The organism is Rhizobium sp. K33, from assembly GCF_056501445.1.
Map to the genome: position 1 here is coordinate 99,157 of NZ_CP096478.1, position 19,409 is coordinate 118,565.

The 19,409-nt window shown below is 61.7% G+C and carries 19 protein-coding genes; 14 read left to right on the forward strand and 5 right to left on the reverse strand.

Annotated features, from left to right (window positions below):
• Positions 1-20 precede the first annotated feature (20 nt).
• Together glgA and M1E12_RS00460 are read right to left on the reverse strand one after the other, a co-directional pair.
• The gene (glgA, locus tag M1E12_RS00455) at positions 21-1,472 is read right to left on the reverse strand and encodes a glycogen synthase GlgA (RefSeq protein WP_479564786.1); all 1,452 of its coding nucleotides are present in this window, start codon (positions 1,470-1,472) and stop codon (positions 21-23) included.
• 128 nt (positions 1,473-1,600) lie between these two features.
• Entirely contained in the window at positions 1,601-1,864 is a 264-nt protein-coding gene (locus tag M1E12_RS00460; protein WP_113459919.1) for a DUF2934 domain-containing protein, read from the reverse strand.
• A gap of 289 nt (positions 1,865-2,153) precedes the next feature.
• On the opposite strand from M1E12_RS00460, the gene ku (M1E12_RS00465) reads away from it, so the two are divergent.
• Positions 2,154-2,963, forward strand: a complete 810-nt coding sequence (ku, locus tag M1E12_RS00465; protein WP_479563358.1) for a non-homologous end joining protein Ku — start codon at positions 2,154-2,156, stop codon at positions 2,961-2,963.
• A gap of 47 nt (positions 2,964-3,010) precedes the next feature.
• On the opposite strand, the gene ligD is transcribed toward ku (M1E12_RS00465), so the two are convergent.
• Both ligD and ku (M1E12_RS00475) read right to left on the reverse strand, forming a co-directional pair.
• Complete coding sequence (ligD, locus tag M1E12_RS00470) at positions 3,011-5,587, reverse strand: DNA ligase D (RefSeq protein ID WP_479563359.1); 2,577 nt, start codon at positions 5,585-5,587, stop codon at positions 3,011-3,013.
• A gap of 2 nt (positions 5,588-5,589) precedes the next feature.
• Positions 5,590-6,432: a non-homologous end joining protein Ku gene (ku, locus tag M1E12_RS00475; protein WP_479563360.1), complete on the reverse strand. Its 843-nt coding sequence runs from the start codon at positions 6,430-6,432 to the stop codon at positions 5,590-5,592.
• 410 nt (positions 6,433-6,842) lie between these two features.
• Between ku (M1E12_RS00475) and M1E12_RS00480 the strand changes: the two genes are divergently transcribed.
• From M1E12_RS00480 to visR, 13 genes are all read left to right on the forward strand, one after another.
• Positions 6,843-8,480, forward strand: a complete 1,638-nt coding sequence (locus M1E12_RS00480) for a methyl-accepting chemotaxis protein (protein WP_479563361.1) — start codon at positions 6,843-6,845, stop codon at positions 8,478-8,480.
• 135 nt (positions 8,481-8,615) lie between these two features.
• Positions 8,616-8,915, forward strand: a complete 300-nt coding sequence (locus M1E12_RS00485; RefSeq protein ID WP_113459914.1) for an STAS domain-containing protein — start codon at positions 8,616-8,618, stop codon at positions 8,913-8,915.
• Entirely contained in the window at positions 8,912-9,277 is a 366-nt protein-coding gene (gene cheY1, locus M1E12_RS00490) for a chemotaxis response regulator CheY1 (RefSeq protein ID WP_113459913.1), read from the forward strand. The genes M1E12_RS00485 and cheY1 overlap by 4 nt, the downstream gene beginning before the upstream one ends.
• A 16-nt stretch (positions 9,278-9,293) precedes the next feature.
• Positions 9,294-11,561, forward strand: a complete 2,268-nt coding sequence (locus tag M1E12_RS00495) for a chemotaxis protein CheA (protein ID WP_113459912.1) — start codon at positions 9,294-9,296, stop codon at positions 11,559-11,561.
• 4 nt (positions 11,562-11,565) lie between these two features.
• Positions 11,566-12,036, forward strand: a complete 471-nt coding sequence (locus tag M1E12_RS00500) for a chemotaxis protein CheW (protein WP_113459911.1) — start codon at positions 11,566-11,568, stop codon at positions 12,034-12,036.
• Positions 12,033-12,935: a protein-glutamate O-methyltransferase CheR gene (gene cheR / locus M1E12_RS00505; protein WP_136542400.1), complete on the forward strand. Its 903-nt coding sequence runs from the start codon at positions 12,033-12,035 to the stop codon at positions 12,933-12,935. Before M1E12_RS00500 ends, cheR begins: the two co-directional genes overlap by 4 nt.
• Positions 12,935-13,981 carry a protein-glutamate O-methylesterase CheB gene (gene cheB / locus M1E12_RS00510; protein ID WP_113459909.1) on the forward strand — a complete coding sequence of 349 codons (1,047 nt, stop codon included), beginning with the start codon at positions 12,935-12,937 and terminating at the stop codon, positions 13,979-13,981. The genes cheR and cheB overlap by 1 nt, the downstream gene beginning before the upstream one ends.
• A complete protein-coding gene (locus M1E12_RS00515; protein WP_006726293.1) occupies positions 13,981-14,370 on the forward strand; it encodes a response regulator in 390 nt (129 codons plus the stop codon). Before cheB ends, M1E12_RS00515 begins: the two co-directional genes overlap by 1 nt.
• Positions 14,367-14,921 (forward strand): chemoreceptor glutamine deamidase CheD, encoded by a 555-nt coding sequence (gene cheD / locus M1E12_RS00520; RefSeq protein ID WP_113459908.1) that lies wholly within the window; start codon positions 14,367-14,369, stop codon positions 14,919-14,921. The genes M1E12_RS00515 and cheD overlap by 4 nt, the downstream gene beginning before the upstream one ends.
• 13 nt (positions 14,922-14,934) lie before the next feature.
• Positions 14,935-15,324 carry a chemotaxis protein CheT gene (gene cheT / locus M1E12_RS00525; protein ID WP_113459907.1) on the forward strand — a complete coding sequence of 130 codons (390 nt, stop codon included), beginning with the start codon at positions 14,935-14,937 and terminating at the stop codon, positions 15,322-15,324.
• Positions 15,325-15,485: 161 nt separating this feature from the next.
• Positions 15,486-17,180: a flagellar basal-body MS-ring/collar protein FliF gene (gene fliF / locus M1E12_RS00530; RefSeq protein WP_479563362.1), complete on the forward strand. Its 1,695-nt coding sequence runs from the start codon at positions 15,486-15,488 to the stop codon at positions 17,178-17,180.
• A gap of 270 nt (positions 17,181-17,450) precedes the next feature.
• Positions 17,451-18,200, forward strand: a complete 750-nt coding sequence (gene visN, locus M1E12_RS00535; RefSeq protein ID WP_113459905.1) for a transcriptional regulator VisN — start codon at positions 17,451-17,453, stop codon at positions 18,198-18,200.
• A gap of 10 nt (positions 18,201-18,210) precedes the next feature.
• Complete coding sequence (gene visR / locus M1E12_RS00540) at positions 18,211-18,960, forward strand: transcriptional regulator VisR (protein ID WP_113459904.1); 750 nt, start codon at positions 18,211-18,213, stop codon at positions 18,958-18,960.
• A gap of 7 nt (positions 18,961-18,967) precedes the next feature.
• On the opposite strand, the gene M1E12_RS00545 is transcribed toward visR, so the two are convergent.
• Positions 18,968-19,408: a hypothetical protein gene (locus M1E12_RS00545; protein ID WP_113459903.1), complete on the reverse strand. Its 441-nt coding sequence runs from the start codon at positions 19,406-19,408 to the stop codon at positions 18,968-18,970.
• Between the last annotated feature and the right edge of the window lies 1 nt (position 19,409).

Below are 19,409 nucleotides of genomic sequence, written 5' to 3' on the forward strand. Positions count from 1 at the left end.
TTTATGCAATCCCTTAGGCCTCAATGGCGAAGCTGGATGTTCGCTTCCGTCAGGCGGCCATAGACCTCTGCATAGCTCTCTGCACTGCGATCCCACGAATAGTCAGCGCGCATGGCCTGCAGTTGCAGGCGCGCCCACTTGCGCTTGTCGCCATAGGCCTCGGCCGCGCGGCGCAGCGCATGACGCAGGCCCTCGGGGCGCACGGGGTGGAACTGGAAGCCCGTGGCAGCACGTGCCGAAATCGCAGCGTCATTCGCATCGATGATCGTTTCCGAGAGCCCGCCCGTCCGCGAGACCACGGGAACACAGCCGTACCGCAAGGCGTAGAGCTGGGTCAGCCCGCAGGGCTCGAAGCGCGACGGCTGGATGATCCCGTCGGATCCGCCGTGGATGAGATGGGCTGTCGGCTCGCTGTAACCGATGGACACCGCCATCTTTCCGGGGAAACGCGCGGCCGTCGCCTTGAGCGCATCCTCGATGTCATGATCGCCCTGACCGTGAACGATCAGGCGTCCACCCCAGTGGAAGATCTCATCCGCAACCTCGGCCAGCATGTCCATGCCCTTCTGCCAGGTGATGCGGGTGACAGCCGAGAAGAGCGGGCCATCACCGGGTTCGAGGTTGAAACGCTCGAGCAGCAGAGCCTTGTTGTTCTTCTTGGTGCGAAGTGTCTTCATGTCGTAGCGGAAGGGCAGATAGGGATCGGTCGCAGGGTTCCAGATCTCCTTGTCGATCCCGTTGACGATGCCCTGAAGACGATCCAACCGCGCGTTCAAAACACCGTCCAGGCCCATGCCAAAGGTGGGAGACAGGATCTCGCGGGCATAGGTCGGGCTGACGACGGTGATGTGATCAGCGGTGACGAGGCCACCCTTCAGGTAGCTGATGTCACCGAAATACTCCATCTGATCGATGGAATAGACCTCCGGCGGCAGACCAATCTGCGGCAGAAGCGCAGCCGAATACTGCCCCTGGAAGGCGAGGTTGTGGATGGTCAGGACCACGGGAACTGCCGAACCCATCTGGCGCAGATAGACGGAGGTCAGCGCCGACTGCCAGTCATGCGTATGGACGAGATCCGGCTTCCAGCCGGGCAGGGCCCCGGCAGCGATCTCGGCACCCGCGAGCGACAGCACGGCAAAGCGCTTCCAGTTGTCCGGATGATCCACGCCATGCTCATCGACATAAGGGCCGCCCGGGCGTTCGTAGAGCGCCGGCGCGTCGAGGACGAAGAGGCTGAGGCCATCGATTTCGAGATGACGCAGCGTCGCCTTTTCTCCCAGGAGATCGTCGAACTCCATCAGCGGAGGGTGAAGGCGCGCCAAGGCGAGGATGGACGGGTAGCCGGGGACGAGCGTGTGGGTTTCGATGCCGTAGGTGGACAGCGCCTTGGGAAGGGCACCGGTCACATCGGCGAGACCGCCGGTTTTGATCAGCGGATAAATTTCGGAGGTGACGGCAAGCACGTGCAGCGGCACGCGCGTGGGATAATGGCGACGGGGACGAAGCTCTTCATCGTCCCGGTAATAGGCTTCCCGCACCCGCTGGATGAACTGGGCCCGGCTCAGCGCTAGAGAAAGATCAACTCCTGCCACCTTGGTCACCCTTTCCGGCTCCTTGCCGCCTTGCGAACCGGGCGCACCGGCTCTTCCGTGATAACAAGACCTTCTTCTTGGGCAGATGCCTGCGCATCGGCGATGCGTCGGCCGGCTTTTGCCGTTGTCTCGGACGCGGATGCGTGCAGGGTTTCCCAGTCGTTGAGGGCAGTCTGCCAATGGGCCTCATCGCGGCCGTCAGGGCGCCCCTCTTCCTCCCAGAGCGAATAGGCTCGTCTGGCAATCCAGTCGTAGTCTCGTTCAGGCATGGCAATTCTCCGTCGTCGCCGCTTGCTCTTCCCCACGCAGTCATGATCGGCCGAGCGCGGTCTCGTCGCACCCGCCGGCTCCCCGGCTGGATCTGTCGGCGATACCCCCATATCGACTTCAAATCCTCCGGCTCATCACTGAAGAGGAACAGGCATGAGATGAACGCCGCCAAGGGCAAACAGTTCCCGCTGCAACCGGCGATTTGAACAATGTTTGGAACTGTTCCCTGACCCTGGCGTTCTCCGGGGCAGTGCCGAGGACAGACGAGGCCCGGGAGGAGAAAGACGCATGGCGCAGCGGGCGTTCTGGAAAGGCTATCTGAAGCTCTCTCTGGTCACGTGCCGCGTTGCCATGACACCGGCCGTCACCGAAAGCGCCAAGCTTCGTTTTCACAACATCAACCGCGAAACGGGCAACAGGGTCGTCAGTCGCTATGTCGATTCCGAAACCGGCAAACCCGTCGATGATGAGGACCAGGTCAAAGGTTACGAACGCGGCGAGGATGATTACGTCCTGTTCGAAGATGAAGAACTGGACGACGTCGCACTCGAGAGTACGCGCACCATCGACATCGAGAGTTTCGTCCCGCAGGATTCGATTGGCTGGATGTGGTACGACAGCCCGCATTATTTGGCGCCGGCGGACAAGGTGAGCGAGGAAGCCTTCGCCGTCATTCGCGAGGCCATGCGCAAGACGAAGACAGGCGGCATCGCCCGCCTGGTGCTCTATCGCCGCGAGCATGCCGTTCTCCTCGTTCCGCGGGACGAAGGCATGGTGGTCTGGACCCTGCGTTATGGCGATGAAGTCCGCGATCCCGATCCCTTCTTCAAGCAGTCTGCAGATGAAGCCCCAGCCAGCAGCGCCAGAACGATGATGAAGAAGCTCATCGAGGCGCGGATGCGCGACTGGGACCCGAAAATGGTGCGCGATCCCGTCGAGGAGCGTCTGCACGAGATCATCGAAAACCGGACGAAGAAATCCAAGCGCACCAAGCCGAAGAAGGCAGCGGAACCGGAGCGCAAGGACAATGTCATTGACATCATGGAAGCCCTGCGCCGGAGCCTCGCATCGGAAAAAAAGACGTCCTCTCGCAAATAGCGAAGCCACGGCCTGCTATCGGATCGCAGGTATCGCTTTCCCGCCGTCTACCGCCCCTTCTTAGGCCGGGATTTTGCTTTCGTTTGCAGCACCGCTTCAGCCTTGCGGAAATCTTCCCAGGGATCTGCGTCGGTTCCGGCCAGCCGTGCCGGCACGTTCTCGACGGTGAAATGGTTCGGCAGGATCTCCGGGCTCAGCTCATCGAAGGAAAGCGGCATGGAGACCGGTGCGCCGGCCCTTGCGCGAGTGGAGTAGGGAGCAACGGCGGTGGCCCCGCGTCCATTGCGCAGATAATCGATCAGGATCTTGCCCTTGCGTTTCGCCTTGCTGATCGTCGACACGTAATCGTCCGGACTGTCAGCGCTCATCCCGTCGGCCAGCGCCTTCATCGCCGCCTTCACCTCCGGCCATTGCGCCTTTGGCTTGAGCGGCGCAACGACATGCAGGCCCTTGCCGCCCGATGTCTTGACGAAACCCGTCAGCCCCATGTCTTCAAACCGTTGACGCACCTCGAAGGCCGCCGCGATCACCCGTTCCCATTCGACATACGGCCCCGGGTCGAGGTCGATATTGACCATATCCGGCCGCTCCAGATCTCCCCCACGGGAGCCCCATGGATGGATCTCGAGTGCCGCCCCCTGAACAAGCGACAGGAGCCCGTCTAGATCGTGGATGGCGACCAGCGCCTCGTCGTCCTTCGGATCGCGGATCGTGATGATCTCCTTGCGCATGCCCCTCCAGCCATGTTTCTGGAAGAAGCAGGTCTTTTCGTGCCCCTCCGGGCATCTCAGCAGCGCCAGCGGTCGATCCACGATGAAGGGCGCGATCCGCGGCCAGACAAGCGCGTAGTAATCGGCCAGGCCTTCTTTCGTCACGCCAGCCTCAGGCCAGTAGAGCCGATCGGGATGGGTGAGGTTGATACGCCGGCGCGCGGCCAAGCTGGCTGCCTGTTGCTTTGCGTCCTTGGCAGACCCACGACCACCACCTGCCTGCTTGGCTGGCGTATTCGTCTTGGGCGTCTCAATGATGACGTCGCGGGCGGCCTTGTCTTCCCTCAGCCCGCGGAAAGACGCGTGACGCAGATGGGCGTCGCCCGTCCAGCCGCGAAACTCGATCTCCGCCACCACCTCCGGCTCGACGAAGACGGCGTCCTTGCGTTCGAGGCTTGTCAGCTTGTCCTTGAACGGGCTCTTCTCCCGTTTCAGTGGCTCAAGCCGCGTGAACAGCTGGCGGGCGAGCTTTTGCGTATAGCCGGTGCCGACCCGTCCGACATGCCGCAAACCGTCTTGCTCGTTCACCCCCATGATCAGCGAGCCGATCGCCTTGTCCGAAACGGAGGAGGGCACATAGCCTGCGACGACGAGCTCCTGTCGCGCCGTGCATTTCGACTTGACCCAGTCACGCCCGCGGCCCGGCCGGTAGGGCGCATCGGCCACTTTCGAAATGATGCCTTCAAGGCTGAGCCGGCAGGCATGCTTGAGAACCAGATCTCCGCCTTCGTCGAAATGGCTCGAATACTTCAGCGGTGCCCCCACCTCGATGATCAGCGGCTCCAGCAGGGCCTTGCGGTCTGTGAGCGCAGCTCCGGTCAAATCCTGGCCATCGAGATGCATCAGGTCGAAGACATAGTAGGTGAAGCGATCGTCGCGGCCTTCGCTCAGATCCTGCTGCAGAAGAGAGAAATCGCTGCTGCCATTGCCGCTTTCGACGACGATCTCGCCGTCGATCAGGGCAGACTGGACCGGCAGGGCCTTGAGGGCCGAGACCATCCCTTTGCCGAACCGGTCCGTCCAGTCGAGGCCGGACCGCGTCAGCAACTGGACTTTGCCGTGATCGATCCGGGCCTCGATCCGGTAGCCGTCAAGCTTGATTTCGTGCAGCCAGCGGTCACCCTTGGGCACGGATTTGACCAACGTCGCGAGCGCCGGTGTCAGGAAGTCAGGTAGGCTCCCCGGCTTCGCGCCCTTGATCTTGGCGTCCGCTTTAGCGGTGGCGGTTTTGGCAGCCGCCGGCTTCTTCGCCTTCGAGGTCTTGCGCGAGTTCCAGACTGCGGCCTTGCCGTCCCCCTTCAGGCTCTCGATGGGACGACCGCTTTTGACGGAGAGCGGCAACTCTTCCACAATATCGGGATCTCCCTCGCGGCGAGCGGCCTCGTCCTCTCCCTTGATCAGGAGCCAGTTCTCGCGCGTCTCCCCTTCTTTCCCGGCCATCCGCACGAGGTGCCAGTGGCCGCCAAGCTTCTCGCCTTTCAGCCTGAATTCGAGATGCCCCTTCTTGTAACCCTTCTTGGCGTCATGGATCGGCTCCCATGTGCCGCGATCCCAGACGATGACCTCGCCCGATCCGTATTGGCCGGGCGGTATCACACCTTCGAAATCGCCATAGGCCAGCGGATGATCTTCCACATGCACCGCGAGCCGCTTGTCCCCGGGAACGAGGCTCGGGCCGCGCGTGACGGCCCAGCTTTTCAGAACGCCGTCCATCTCCAGGCGAAAATCATAGTGCAGACGCCGCGCCGCATGTTTCTGGACGACGAAGCTATTGCCCGACGTCTTCGTCTTCTGGGCCTTCGGCTCGGGTGTCGACTTGAAGTCACGCTTGCGGCGATATTCGGAGAGCGACATCGTCAGCTTGCCTTCTTCTGCTTCGCCGCAGAGCCAGTGCTCGCCTTGCGTTTGGGCGAAGACGCCGTCTCGGTCGCGCCCGCACTCTTGCGCAGAGCATCGAGAAGGCTCGTCACATTCTCCGGCTTGCGCTTCGGCAGCTTCTTGGGCTTGCGTCCGGCGATCTTCGCTTTGACCAGTTCGGTCAGCGCCGCCTCGTATCGGTCCTCATACTGGCTCGGATCGAATTCACCCATCTTCGTGCCGATGATATGGCGCGCCAGATCCAGCATCTCCTTCTCGATCTTTACCTTGGAGATGTCCTCGAAACTCTCGGCCGCGTTTCGGACTTCGTAATCGTAGTTCAGTGTCGTGGCGATCAGGCCCTTGCCGTGCGGCTGGACGAGAACGCTGCGGACCCGGCGAAATAGCACGGTGCGGGCAATCGCCGCCACACCTTCAGCCTCCATGGTCGCGCGGATCAGCTCATAGGCTTCCACCGAGCGCCGGTCGGCCGGGGCAAGGAAATAGGGGCGTTCGAGATAGAGGGTGTCGATCTGATCGCAGCTTAAGAACGCAGAAAGCTCGAGCCGCTTGTCGCTTTCGGGAACAGCGTCGCGAATTTCGTCCGGCTCCAGGATGACAGTCTGCCCTTCGGGCGTGTCATAGCCCTTGACGAGATCGTCCTTGCCAACGGGGCGTCCGCTGTCCTCGTCCACATATTCGCGACGCACCCGATGGCCGGTGTCGCGATTGATGATGTGAAAGGCCGTGCGCTCGGCACCGTTGACGGCGGAATAGAGCGCCACCGCGCATCCGAGATCGCCGATCGAAAGATGTCCTTTCCAGATTGCCCTCGCGCTCACGCTGAACTCCTGTCGCTTTTCGGCGCAACGACCGGATCGGGCCTTTGTTCCGCCAGCGCGATGAGCCAGGCGCAGCAAAATAAAACATTATCTTCTCATATTAGGGATTGCGGGTGCAGGTGGAGATTCCATTAACCTTCAAGCAAGGAATTAACCATAAAGATTGGGGGACACGTCGGAGTGGGACTCGCTCAAGAGTTTCCTTCGGGCATGACGCCATCCCGTCGTACCGGTTCTGGTCCGGTCTGTATTTCACATGGAAGCAGTTCGATGAACCGGCAGACCATGATGCGGACGGCGTAGGGACCGGATCCCGAACACCAGTTTTTCCGCATGCGTGACTGCAAGATCGTCGGACGGATGGAAGGCCCCTTCGGGCGGCACAGTCGGGACGAATGACAGGTCAGGGGATGTCCACGGAGCGGGCGACGGGATCACAGGCGGGCAGCCTGCGCGACCGGCTGCGCTTTGCCGGTCTCGACGAAGCGCAGTGCGAGCTGCTTCGTCAGAACCGCCACCTGCTGTCGCAGCCCCTGAAGACCGCCTTGCGAGATCTTTTCCAGCGCCTGCAGACCTCTCCCGACGCGGCCCGCGTGTTCTCCAGCGAGCGCCAGTATGATCGGCTCCATGATCTTCTCTCGTCCCACTGGGATGTTCTGACCGATGCCCGTTTCGATGGTCTTTATGCCGAGCGCGTGAAGGTTCTGTCCGACAGCGAAAGCCGCATGGGCCTCGATCCGCGCTGGCACGTTGCCGGCCACGCTGTGGTCCTCGAACATCTCCTGACCACGGCGATCGGCGAAAGCGCCGGTGCCGGCCTGCTTCCTTCCAGCCGCCGTCGCCAGCGTGAAGTCTCCGACCTCGTGGCAGCTCTTGTCCGGCTGGTGATGGTCGATGTCGAAATTGCCGTGTCCTTGCGCTTCAACGAATTGCGTCTCAAGCACCATCGCGATCTCGCCGCTCAGCGCGAACAGGACCGCGCCGAGTTCGAAGGCGTCTTCCGCCCGATCGTCGAGAGCCTCGCAGCCGGTGATCTGACGGTTCGCGCGCCTGCCGATGTGCCGGAAGCCTATGGCGATCTCGCAGGTCGCATGAACGAGGCGCTGGAACAGCTCCAGACCGCGTTCCTCTCCTCCGAGCAGCGGCTGAACCATGTCCGCGAGACGACCGGCCGCATGGCCGAAAGTGCCCGCTCTTATGCCGAACGCGCGGAAAACCAGTCCGGCGCCATGGCAGAGACAAGCCACGCGCTGCAAGATCTGACGACCAGTGTGCGCGAAAGCGCCAGCCAGACCAAGCGCGCGGAAGCGACAGTGGCCGCAACCCGCAGCTCGGTGGAAGCAAGCGGCGAAGTGGTCGGCCAGGCGATCTCTGCCATGGCGGATATCGAGGCCTCTGCCGAGCAGATCGGTCATATCATCGGCGCGATCGACGAAATCGCCTTCCAGACCAATCTTCTGGCGCTGAATGCAGGCATTGAAGCCGCCCGCGCCGGCGACAGCGGTCGCGGCTTCGCGGTGGTTGCTCAGGAAGTGCGGGCGCTCGCCCAGCGTTCGGCCGACGCAGCGCGCGAGATCAAGACGCTGGTTGCAACGACCAAGAACCAGGTCGAAGCCGGCGTCGATATGGTCGCCAAGACCCAAGGCGCCATCGCAGACATCGTTCTGCAGGTCGGCGATATCAGTGGCACGGTTTCCGACATCGCAGCCCGCACCGACCGTCAGGCCGGCGAGCTGGCAAACATCGCCGGAACAGTCGCTGGACTGGGCGCCGACATCGGCAGCAACGCCGCCCTTGCGCGCCAGTCGAGCGAAGGCACCGACGATCTGCACAAGGTCATTCTCGAACTCGGGGCGACGATCCGCGAATTCCACATCGAGCGCCAGAGCCGCGCGCCGAAGGCCAGTTCGGGTCGCATTCAGCTGTCGAACCAGCGGGAGCAGGGTGCTGCAGCCCCCGTCAATCCGGCATTTTCCGCGCCGGACATGGCTGACGAGGAATCTTCAGACTTTGGCTTCCCGGTTCATATCGCCGGGCTCGGAGGGTGAGGGGATTGTTTACCACCATGCGCTACACAAGGAAGTTAAGGGCGGGAATTTCGGCAATCTGTCCGGGGGAATGGTTCTCCTGGAACCCACATTCGGGCCTCTTTGCCGCAGCCTCGGGACACAAGGAAAGAAATGATGGCAAGTAAGAAAGGCGAACAGAAGGCCCTGAAGCTGGCCGCGGTGTTGGACCTGAACGAGGCTTCCAACCTCAAGGCCAATATTCTCTCGATGCGTGGTGCTCCGCTGACGATCGATGCTTCTGGCGTCGAGCGTGTCGGCGCCCAGTGTGTGCAGGTCCTCATGGCAGCTGCCAAGGCCTGGGAAGCCGACAAGCATCCCTTCTCTTATGGAAAGGCCTCCGAGGCCTTCCTTAAAACCCTTCAACTGATTGGCGTGAACATCGATCATCTGCTCGCTAAGGAGATCCGGCAATGAAGAAAAAAGTGCTCACCGTGGATGACTCCAGAACCATTCGTAACATGCTTCTGGTCACCCTCAACAATGCTGGCTTTGAGACCATCCAGGCCGAAGATGGCGTCGAGGGCCTGGAAGTTCTCGAAGACTGCAATCCCGACGTCATCGTGACCGACATCAACATGCCGCGTCTCGACGGCTTCGGCTTCATCGAAGGCGTTCGCAAGAACGAGAAGTATCGTGCGGTCCCGATCCTGGTTCTGACCACGGAAAGCGACGCGGAAAAGAAGAACCGCGCCCGCCAGGCTGGCGCGACGGGCTGGATCGTCAAGCCGTTCGATCCGACCAAGCTGATCGATGCCATTGAGCGTGTAACCGCCTAAGCCGGGAATTTCTCCTATGGATATGAACGAAATCAAAGAGATCTTTTTCCAGGAATGCGAGGAGCAGCTCGCGGAACTGGAATCCGGTCTTCTGAAAATGAATGATGGAGATCGGGATCCGGAAACGGTGAACGCCGTGTTCCGCGCGGTCCACTCCATCAAGGGCGGTGCCGGTGCCTTCGGTCTCGACGATTTGGTCGCCTTCGCACACGTCTTCGAGACGACTCTTGATTGCGTTCGTTCCAACAAGCTGGAACCTGGCCCCGAAGTCATGAAGGTCATGCTGAAGTCGGCAGACGTTCTGGCTGACCTCGTCACGGCCTCTCGTGACGGCGGCAGCGTGGACGAAAGCCGCTCCAGCGGTCTGGTCAAGGAACTGGAAGCTCTGGCCAACGGCGAAGTTCCCGCGCCGTCGGCAGCCCCGGTTCCCGCGGCCAAGCCTGCCGCACCGGCTCCGGCACCCGTCGCGGCAGCACCGACCGATGACAGCGGTTTCCAGCCGATCCCCTTCACCTTCGACGGCTTCGGCGGCGAAGAGGAAGAGACGATCGTTCCCTCGACCTTCGACGTGACCTTCAAGCCGCGTCGCGAGCTCTACTCCAAGGGCAACGAAGCAGCCCTCCTGCTTCGTGACCTGTCTCGCCTCGGCGAGATGAGCATCAACTGCAACATGGACGACCTGCCGCCGCTGGACAGCATGGATCCGGAAGCAGCCTATTTCCATTGGTCGATCCAGATCACGGCGGAGAAGGGCGAAGAAGCCATCCGTCAGGTCTTCGAATTCGCCGAATGGGATTGCGATCTCGAGATCAAGGTGCGCGAGGCGGAAGCCGCAGCGCCCGGCGAAGAACTGCCGATGATCCCGGTGCCGTTCGACCTCTCGGCGCTCGACGATGGTCCGGAGCCGCAGCAGGAATCCGCCGAGGAAACCGTCGCTGCCGCCGTCGAAGCAGCAGGCACGGCCTCCGGCGTCATGAAGATGGCAGCCAGCGCTGCAAAGCCTGAGAAGAAGGAATCGCCGGCCGCTGCTGCCGCCGCCGCTGCCGCCGCAGCTCAGGCCCAGGCCAACAACGCCGCCGGTCAGACCATCCGCGTTGATCTCGACCGCGTCGACCGCCTGATCAACCTCGTGGGTGAGCTTGTCATCAACCAGGCGATGCTCTCGCAGAGCGTCATCGAGAACGACAACAACGGAACCTCCGCCGTCAACATGGGCCTCGAAGAGCTGCAGCAGCTCACCCGCGAGATCCAGGACTCGGTCATGGCCATCCGCGCGCAGCCCGTGAAGCCGGTCTTCCAGCGCATGTCGCGTATCGTTCGCGAAGTCGCCGACATGGTCGGCAAGTCGATCCGTCTGGTCACCGAAGGTGAAAACACCGAAGTCGACAAGACGGTCATCGACAAGCTCGCAGAGCCGCTGACCCACATGATCCGAAATGCCGTCGACCACGGCATCGAAAGCCCGGAAAAGCGCGCCGCCGCCGGCAAGAACCCGGAAGGCACCGTCAAGCTGACGGCAAAGCATCGCTCCGGTCGTATCGTCATCGAACTGGTCGACGACGGTGCAGGTATCAACCGCGAGCGCGTGCGTCAGAAGGCCATCGACAACGATCTGATCGCGGCCGATGCCAACCTGACGGACGAGGAAATCGATAACCTGATCTTCATGCCGGGCTTCTCCACGGCCGACAAGATCTCCGACATCTCCGGCCGCGGCGTCGGCATGGACGTCGTCAAGCGCTCCATCCAGGCACTCGGCGGTCGTATCTCGATCACCTCGCGCCCCGGACAGGGCTCGACCTTCACCATGAGCCTTCCGCTGACGCTGGCCGTCCTCGACGGCATGGTGGTCACGGTCGCCGGCCAGACGCTCGTCGTTCCGCTCACCGCGATCGTCGAAACCCTGCAGCCGGAAGCGCAGAACATCCACTCCTTCGGTGCCAACCAGCGCCTGATCTCGATCCGCAACTCCTTCTGCCCGCTGGTGGACGTAGGCCGGATCCTGAACTTCCGCGGCAGCCAGGCAAACCCGATGGAAGGCGTTGCCCTCCTCGTGGAATCCGAAGGCGGTGGCCAGCGCGCCCTCATGGTCGATGCGATCCAGGGCCAGCGTCAGGTCGTCATCAAGTCGCTCGAAGCCAACTACACCCATGTCCCGGGCATCGCCGCCGCAACCATCCTCGGTGACGGTCGCGTGGCGCTCATCCTCGACGTGGATGCCGTCGTCGCCGCCTCGCGTGGTCAGTCCCTCAAACAGGAAATGTCGTTAGCCGTCGCAGGGTAATAGTATGTCGTATGCGGTCAAAAACTTGGTTCAGGGCAGCAGGGAGCTGATCGCCTTCCGTATTGGTGATCAGGAGTTCTGCGTAAACATCATGTCGGTGCGGGAAATCCGGGGCTGGAGCCCTGCGACCCCGCTGCCGCATGCCCCGCACTATGTCTTGGGCGTCATCAACCTGCGTGGTGCCGTCCTGCCGATCATCGACCTTTCCCTGCGCCTCGGCATGAAGCCCGCCGACCCGACCGCCCGCCACGTCATCATCGTGGCGCAGGTCAAGTCGAGGGTCGTGGGTCTCCTGGTCGAGGCTGTCTCCGACATCCTGACCGTGACCGACGAAAACATACAGCCGACACCGGAAGTCTCCTCCGATCTGGAGCGACAATACGCCCGTGGCATCCTTGCGATCGACAAGCGGATGATCTGCCTGATCGAGCTTGGTGCACTATTCAACGAAGCCGCGGAAAGCGAGGCTGCATGACCTTTGCAATGAGTACATCCCGTCAATCCGACGATGAGGTTCTGGCCAGCGGCGAATACCCGCTGACCCGACGGGATCTGAACGAGATTGCTGCCATGATCTATTCGGATGCGGGCATCGCGCTGAACGACAGCAAGGCCTCGCTCGTCTATTCGCGTCTGTCCAAGCACATCCGCAATCTCGGCCTCTCTGGCTTCCGCGCCTACTGCCAGCTCGTCGCTTCGCCGGAAGGTGCTGCCGAGCGCCGCGAAATGCTCTCGCACCTGACCACCAACTTCACGCGTTTCTTCCGTGAGAACCATCACTTCGAGCATCTGCGCGATGAGGTTCTGCCGGGTCTGGTCCAGCGCGCCAAGTCAGGCGGCCGCGTGCGTATCTGGTCGGCGGCAAGCTCGGACGGCCAGGAGCCTTATTCGATCGCCTTGACGGTCTTCCAGGCCTTCCCGAACGTCCTCGACTACGACTTCAAGATTCTGGCAACCGACATCGATCCGAAGATCCTCGCGATTGCCCGTCAGGGTGCCTATGACGAACAGGCGCTCGAAACGGTATCGCCCGCGATCCGCAAGCAGTGGTTCAAGGAAGTCGAGATCAACGGCCGCCGCAAGTTCCAGGTCGATGACCGCCTGAAGCGCCTGATCACCTACAACGAACTGAACCTGATGGCTCAGTGGCCGTTCAAGGGCAAGTTCGACGTCATCTTCTGCCGCAACGTCGTGATCTATTTCGACGAGCCGACCCAGATGCGCATCTGGACCCGTTTCGCAGACCTGCTTCCCGTCGGTGGCCACCTCTACATCGGTCACTCGGAGCGCGTATCGGGCGACTCCAAGAACGATTTCGACAACATCGGCATCACCACCTATCGCTACCTCGGCAAGAACGGAGGGCGCAAATAATGGCAGCACCTGCACGCGTTCTCGTCGTCGACGACAGCCCGACCATGCGTGGCCTGATCACGGCCGTGCTCAGCCAGGATCCTGATGTCAGCGTCATCGGCCAGGCCGGAGACGCCATGGAGGCTCGCGCGGCGATCAAGCAGCTCAATCCCGATGTCGTGACGCTGGACATCGAGATGCCGAACATGAATGGCCTGGAATTCCTGGAAAAGATTATGAAGCTCCGGCCCATGCCGGTGATCATGGTGTCGACCATGACACACCGTGGAGCCGAAGCAACGCTTGCCGCGCTCGAAATTGGCGCCTTCGACTGTGTTGCCAAGCCCCAGCCCGGCGAGCCTCGCCCGTTCGGCGAACTGGCCGAAAAGGTCAAGGCGGCGGCGCGGTCACAGCACCGGCACCAGTCAGCACCCCAGGTCCAGCCTCTGGCCACGGCGCCGGCCGCAGACTTCCGCGTCGGCCGCAAGATCGTTGCCATCGGTTCGTCGACCGGCGGGGTGGAAGCCCTGATCGCCGTGTTGCAGAAGTTCCCGCGCAATTGCCCGCCGACGGTGATTACGCAGCACATGCCGCCGACCTTCACCAAGAGCTTTGCCGAACGTCTCAACCGTCTCTGCGCCCCTGTGGTGGAGGAGGCCACGGATGGTGCAAGGCTCGAGATCGGCAAGATCTATCTTGCGCCGGGTGGTGAGCGGCATCTGCAGGTGGCCAATGCTTCGGCGCCCTGCTGCCGTCTCGTCGAGCGCGCACCGGTCAATGGACACCGCCCCTCGGTGGACGTCCTGTTCGACTCGGTGGCCGAACTGGCCGGCCGGAATGCCGTCGGGGTCATCCTGACGGGCATGGGACGCGATGGCGCGTCCGGTTTGCTGAAGATGCGTCATGCCGGTGCTCGCACCATCGGTCAGAACGAAAAGACCTGTGTGGTCTATGGGATGCCACGAGTCGCCTATGAGCTGGGCGCTGTCGAGCATCAACTGCCTCTCACCTCCATTGGCGAGGAAATCCTGAAACTCACTGCTGCCCGAAAAGAAGGTATCGAATAATGTCCCTAGCTGAAAAAATCAAAGTTCTGATCGTCGACGATCAGGTCACAAGTCGCCTGCTGCTCAGCGACGCGCTGACCCAGCTCGGCTTCAAGCAGATCACTGCCGCCGGTGATGGCGAGCAGGGCATGAAAATCATGGAGCAGCAGCCCCACCACCTGGTCATCTCGGACTTCAACATGCCGAAGATGGATGGCCTGGGTCTTCTGCAGGCCGTGCGCACCAATCCGAACACCAAGAAGGCGGCCTTCATCATTCTGACGGCGCAGGGTGACCGCGCGCTCGTTCAGAAGGCTGCACAGCTGGGCGCCAACAACGTTCTGGCGAAGCCGTTCACGATCGAGAAGATGAAGGCGGCCATCGAGGCCGTATTCGGAGCACTAAAATGACAGACGACAGTGCGGCGAAGCGCGTCCACATCATTCAAGGGGAGTGGAAGGTCAGCAAGGACCCGAACGTGGTTCTGTCTACCATCCTCGGTTCGTGTGTTGCCGCCTGTATTCGGGATCCGATCGCAGGAGTGGGTGGCATGAACCACTTCCTCCTGCCGGGCTCGGCGGTACCGGGAGCCGGAGGCGGCGACGCCACCCGCTACGGCGTTCACCTCATGGAGCTCCTGATCAACGGTCTTCTGAAACAGGGCGCTCGCAGGGATCGTCTGGAAGCCAAGATCTTCGGCGGCGCCAAGACAATCGCGACATTCTCCAATGTCGGAGAGCAGAATGCCGCCTTCGCTCAGCAGTTCCTGCGTGACGAAGGCATCAAGGTGGTCGGGTCCTCTACGGGCGGAGAACACGGTCGCAAGCTGGAATTCTGGCCGGTCAGCGGTCGGGCAAGACAGTATCCGCTCACGGGCGCAGAAACACAGAAGACGGTCGCGCTGGAGCAGCGTCCGGTTCCTGTGGCAAAGCCGGTGGAAACCTCAATCGAGTTCTTCTAGTACTGGACATCGGATGCAAAACGAAAACTTGGCGGCAAATCAGGACACTCTGGAAGAGCTTCCGGAAATCCTCATGCGCATCGTCAGCGAGCTTCACGACGTGGCTTACCTGATCGAGCGCGTGGAACCGCACCTGCTCGAGCTTGGCGGCCCGAAGGTCCTGGAGCATCCGGACAGTCTCAAGGTGTTGCAGGGCATCGACCTTGCCGTACAGAAGGCCCGTGGACTGGCCGAGTTTGTCGACACCATCACGGCGACGATCCCGCCTGACTGGATGATCGACATGACGACGGCGCTGAGCCTCGTCAAGCTCGCGGACATGCAGAAGGCCCTGGGGGCAGGTCTTCGTCATGGCCATTCCCAACCGCTTGTTAAGGCGGCTGGCGACTTCGATTTCTTCTGACCGTCCCTCAAGGACGGTATGGCCGCAAGTCTTCCATTTTGCGATGAGCCGAAATGAATTCGGCTTTCCCGCCTCGCGAAACGTTCGCACAAGTTTCGATTTCTATTGTCGCGCCAAGGGCAAAAACGCCCAGACCCTTCTTGTAGATGGTGCGAGACAGAATGAATCTGTTAAATCAATTACTTCAGATACCAAAAAATTTGGCGGCGATGGGTCAGGCGAAGCTTTTTGCCATGGCCGGCGTGGCCGTTGTCTCCTTTGCAATCATCATTGCCGGCGCCCTCTACGTCAACAAACCCTCCTACGAGACCCTCTATGTCGGCCTGGAACCCGTTGATCTGAACCAGATCAGCATCGCGCTGGCCGAATCTGGCATCGATTTCGAAACCGGTGCCGATGGTCAGAGCATCAGTGTACGCGCCGGTATGACCGGCAAGGCGCGCCTTCTGCTCGCCGAGCGCAGCCTGCCCAACAGCGCCAATGCCGGCTACGAACTTTTCGACAATGTGGGGTCGCTGGGTCTGACCTCGTTCATGCAGGAAGTCACCCGCGTCCGAGCTCTGGAAGGTGAAGTCGCACGCACCATTCAGCAGATCTCTGGCATAGCGGCTGCGCGCGTTCATATCGTCATGCCCGACATCGGCAATTTCCGCCGAGGGGAGCAAAAGCCGACAGCCTCCGTCATGATCCGCGCTTCCTCGGATGCCGGCCGCAAGGCCGCCGCATCCATTCGGCAGTTGGTCGCATCCTCCGTCCCGGGTCTGGACATCGAGGACGTGACGATTCTCGATTCCACCGGGCAGCTGCTGGCAGCCGGCGATGAATCGGGCGGCGAAGCCACCCGTTCGCTCGGCGTCGTCCAGTCGGTCCAGCGCGAGATCGAAACCAACATCGACAAGGCGCTCGCCCCGTTCCTCGGAATGGACAACTTCCGCTCCAGCGTCACCGCGCAGATCAACACCGACAGCCAGCAGATCCAGGAAACCATCTACGATCCGGAATCGCGCGTCGAGCGTTCGGTCCGGGTGACCAAGGAGCAGCAGAAGTCGCTCCAGCGCCAGTCCGATACGGCCGCCACCGTCGAGCAGAACATCCCCCAGGCGGCTCCGGACTCCGGCGGCGCTGGCCCTGAATCGTCTGACGAGCAGGACAAGAAGGAAGAGCAGACCAACTACGAGATCAACAGCAAGACGGTCGCCACGGTCAAGAACAGCTTCACCGTTGAGAAACTGTCCGTCGCTGTCGTGGTCAACCGTGGCCGTATCGCCAAGATGGTCGGCGAGCCTGTCGACCAGGCCAAGATCGACGCGTATCTTGCCGAGATGCAGAAGATCGTCAGCTCGGCGGCCGGCCTCGACGCAGACCGCGGCGACGTGGTCACCCTGACGGCCATGGACTTCCTCGAGAACCAGCTGCTCGAAGAATCCGCGACCGGCCCGGGCTTCATGGAGATCCTGAGCCGCAACATCGGCGGCATCATCAACTCGCTGGCCTTCGTTGCCGTTGCCTTCCTGATCGTCTGGATGGGTATCCGTCCGATGATCCGCACGGCAGGTGGCGGTGCCGCGGACACGGCTCTCGCCGGCGGCATCGGCGAGCAGGCAGCCGGTCTCGAACTGCCCGATTTCTCGCCGGCCCTCGGTGGCGGCGCAGGCGGCGGCCTCATGGAAGGCTTCGGCTCGGACTTCGGCTTCGACTCGACCGACGACCTCCTCACCATGGACGACGACCCGAACGGCGGCTTCAACCGCCGGGTCAAGGAAGGACCGGAACGGCGTCTCTCGCGCATGGTGGAAATCTCCGAAGAGCGTGCCGCCAAGATCCTTCGCAAATGGGCTGTGGACAACGCCGCCTGATCAGCAAGAAGAAACCAGCACCAACCGCGCCCCCTGGGCGCGGTTTTGCATTGTAATCCCATTGTCATGCGGGATTGCAACATCGCCTTGAGACGCGCATGCTTGTCGCTGGCCAAGAATACCGCAAACGCCTGTGACCTTTGCCACTTTATATTTTACAGTGAACATGATTCGGTACCTTGAGATTGCGAAGCCTGCGTGAGTCGGCCGTGATCTCTCGTAGCGAAGGCCGCGAGAATGCAAGGCTGTCACTTCAAAGGGGCACGTTGAATGGATGCCGAGCTGACAACAGAGGGCCAGGAGGGGCGGGCCCGTGGGGCTGCTCCCGCGGAACCTCTGCAGAAAGGCTCTCCGTCGAAAGACGCACTGATCCGTAAGCTGGCGACGCCAGGGCTTTCGGGCGACATGGGCCAATGCCTTCGGGTTCTCTGTGACTATGTCGGCGCATCACATCACCTTCTGGCGCGCTATGACCTCGTGCAGGAAGAAGGCCTCGACTTCGTGGTCGCCGCCGACTGGCCCTTCGATCTGGTCCGCCGGCTCGAGAGCGAGCTTGCCACCAGCTATTCCCAATCGACCGAGCTTGAGAAATGCTTATCGGTCCTGCAGCCGAAATATGCGATCCTGCCGGATGATGCGCATGTTCCTCTCGGCATCAGCCGCCAGTATTGCACCGTCACGCTCAATGTCGGGCGGACACGCCTTGCCCTGATGCTGCTGTTTCCGCAGGACTACGTACTGTCGCCAGAGCGGCTTCGTGAGGTCGGACTGCTTGCGGGCTACGCGCTGAGCCTGTCGACGAGCAAGGCACACAAGAGCGATCGGGATTTCGATCTGACCGATCGTGAGCTCGAATGCCTGTTCTGGATTGCCGAAGGCAAGACAAGCGACGAAATCGCGACGATCCTCGGCATCTCGCGCAACACCATCAACAACTACATCACGAGCGTCATGCGCAAGACGGCGACGAAGACCCGCTCGGAAGCGATCGCGTACGCGGTCCGTAACAATCTGGTCTGAGGGAGCAGGAATGGCCACAAATACGAGACCAGGCGGAGCCATCCTCGAAGATGCGGCTTGGTCCGGCCAGCGCCCCGTTACATCCCGCTCGGACGTCTTCCCGAAGCTGATGTCGCTGCAGAGGTCGCTGAATGCCCGAGGCTTCGCTGCGTTCCGCGTGGGTGGCGCAAGCCTGCCGCACAAGCGGCGCCTGGACCCGGAATTCGAGAACTGGAGCAGCGGTCTCAGCAGCGGACGGGATGCCTTCGTCGCCGCCTATGGCGATGTGCTGCTGTCGCATATCGAAACCTCGACGCTGCCGATCCTCTGGAGCGCGGAAGAGAAGACGAGCTTCCTCGACGCCTCCGACTTCACGCCCTTCGCGCTGCAGCTCGAAGAGCGGTTGCTGCCCTATTCCGGGATCGCATTTCCGGTTCGGCTGGGTGCCGTCGGCAATGGCTATGTCGTCTTCCCGACCCTTGGCGGCGCCGATCTGCCGGGCGAACTGATCCTCGCGGTGCATAGCCGCTGCTACAAGGTCATGACGGATATCCTCTCGCTCGACGAGCGAAAGGCGGCCCCGTCCGAGACGCTGAGCGAACGCGAGATTGCCTGCCTGCAGCTCGCGGGAGACGGCCGGATCAGTGAAGAAATCGCCGAGCGCCTGGGCCTGTCGGTTCACACCGTCAACGCCTATCTCGGCTCGGCCACGATCAAGCTCGATTCGGTGAACCGCATCCAGGCGATCGCCAAGGCGATCCGCCTTGGCTACATCACCTGACGCCTCTTCAGCCGTAAAGCGGGGACGCCTGTCCCTTGACGAAGCGCGCCTCCTGCAGGCGCTCTCCGAGCATCCGGGTGTTTGTGTCCGGGTCGCCGGAGGAATCGTGAAACGCGATGTGCTTGATGTCGAGCCCGGCATGCTCGCTGGTCAGCGTCAGCTGCGAGTAGATGGTGATGCCCCGCGGCTTGATTTCGAGATCAAGAACGACCTCCGGAGGACCGCCCCATTCGAGGCGGTAGTCACCACCGGCACCGAAGACGACCGTGCCAGGGTGGAAATAGAGTTCGGCTGCGGACGAAACGAGGTCCGAGAGATTTCCGTAAAGTTCAAAACGCAGAAGTGAAATGAGGTCGGCAGCGTCGAGAAGGCGCAATTCGCTCGCGACGGGGCTGATAGCCTCTGCCACGATGCGTTCACGCTGGTTGGTATAGGAGCACTTCTTCATC

What these genes read in the sequence shown, in the direction of transcription:
- M1E12_RS00545 (WP_113459903.1), bottom strand. Translation starts at nt 19,408, where the DNA reads ATGAAGAAGTGCTCCTATACCAACCAGCGTGAACGCATCGTGGCAGAG.
- M1E12_RS00515 (WP_006726293.1), top strand. Translation starts at nt 13,981, where the DNA reads ATGTCCCTAGCTGAAAAAATCAAAGTTCTGATCGTCGACGATCAGGTC.
- M1E12_RS00500 (WP_113459911.1), top strand. Translation starts at nt 11,566, where the DNA reads ATGTCGTATGCGGTCAAAAACTTGGTTCAGGGCAGCAGGGAGCTGATC.
- cheT (WP_113459907.1), top strand. Translation starts at nt 14,935, where the DNA reads ATGCAAAACGAAAACTTGGCGGCAAATCAGGACACTCTGGAAGAGCTT.
- M1E12_RS00460 (WP_113459919.1), bottom strand. Translation starts at nt 1,864, where the DNA reads ATGCCTGAACGAGACTACGACTGGATTGCCAGACGAGCCTATTCGCTC.
- cheB (WP_113459909.1), top strand. Translation starts at nt 12,935, where the DNA reads ATGGCAGCACCTGCACGCGTTCTCGTCGTCGACGACAGCCCGACCATG.
- cheY1 (WP_113459913.1), top strand. Translation starts at nt 8,912, where the DNA reads ATGAAGAAAAAAGTGCTCACCGTGGATGACTCCAGAACCATTCGTAAC.
- cheR (WP_136542400.1), top strand. Translation starts at nt 12,033, where the DNA reads ATGACCTTTGCAATGAGTACATCCCGTCAATCCGACGATGAGGTTCTG.
- visN (WP_113459905.1), top strand. Translation starts at nt 17,451, where the DNA reads ATGGATGCCGAGCTGACAACAGAGGGCCAGGAGGGGCGGGCCCGTGGG.
- ku (WP_479563358.1), top strand. Translation starts at nt 2,154, where the DNA reads ATGGCGCAGCGGGCGTTCTGGAAAGGCTATCTGAAGCTCTCTCTGGTC.
- ligD (WP_479563359.1), bottom strand. Translation starts at nt 5,587, where the DNA reads ATGTCGCTCTCCGAATATCGCCGCAAGCGTGACTTCAAGTCGACACCC.
- M1E12_RS00480 (WP_479563361.1), top strand. Translation starts at nt 6,843, where the DNA reads ATGTCCACGGAGCGGGCGACGGGATCACAGGCGGGCAGCCTGCGCGAC.
- visR (WP_113459904.1), top strand. Translation starts at nt 18,211, where the DNA reads ATGGCCACAAATACGAGACCAGGCGGAGCCATCCTCGAAGATGCGGCT.
- M1E12_RS00495 (WP_113459912.1), top strand. Translation starts at nt 9,294, where the DNA reads ATGGATATGAACGAAATCAAAGAGATCTTTTTCCAGGAATGCGAGGAG.
- cheD (WP_113459908.1), top strand. Translation starts at nt 14,367, where the DNA reads ATGACAGACGACAGTGCGGCGAAGCGCGTCCACATCATTCAAGGGGAG.
- fliF (WP_479563362.1), top strand. Translation starts at nt 15,486, where the DNA reads ATGAATCTGTTAAATCAATTACTTCAGATACCAAAAAATTTGGCGGCG.
- M1E12_RS00485 (WP_113459914.1), top strand. Translation starts at nt 8,616, where the DNA reads ATGGCAAGTAAGAAAGGCGAACAGAAGGCCCTGAAGCTGGCCGCGGTG.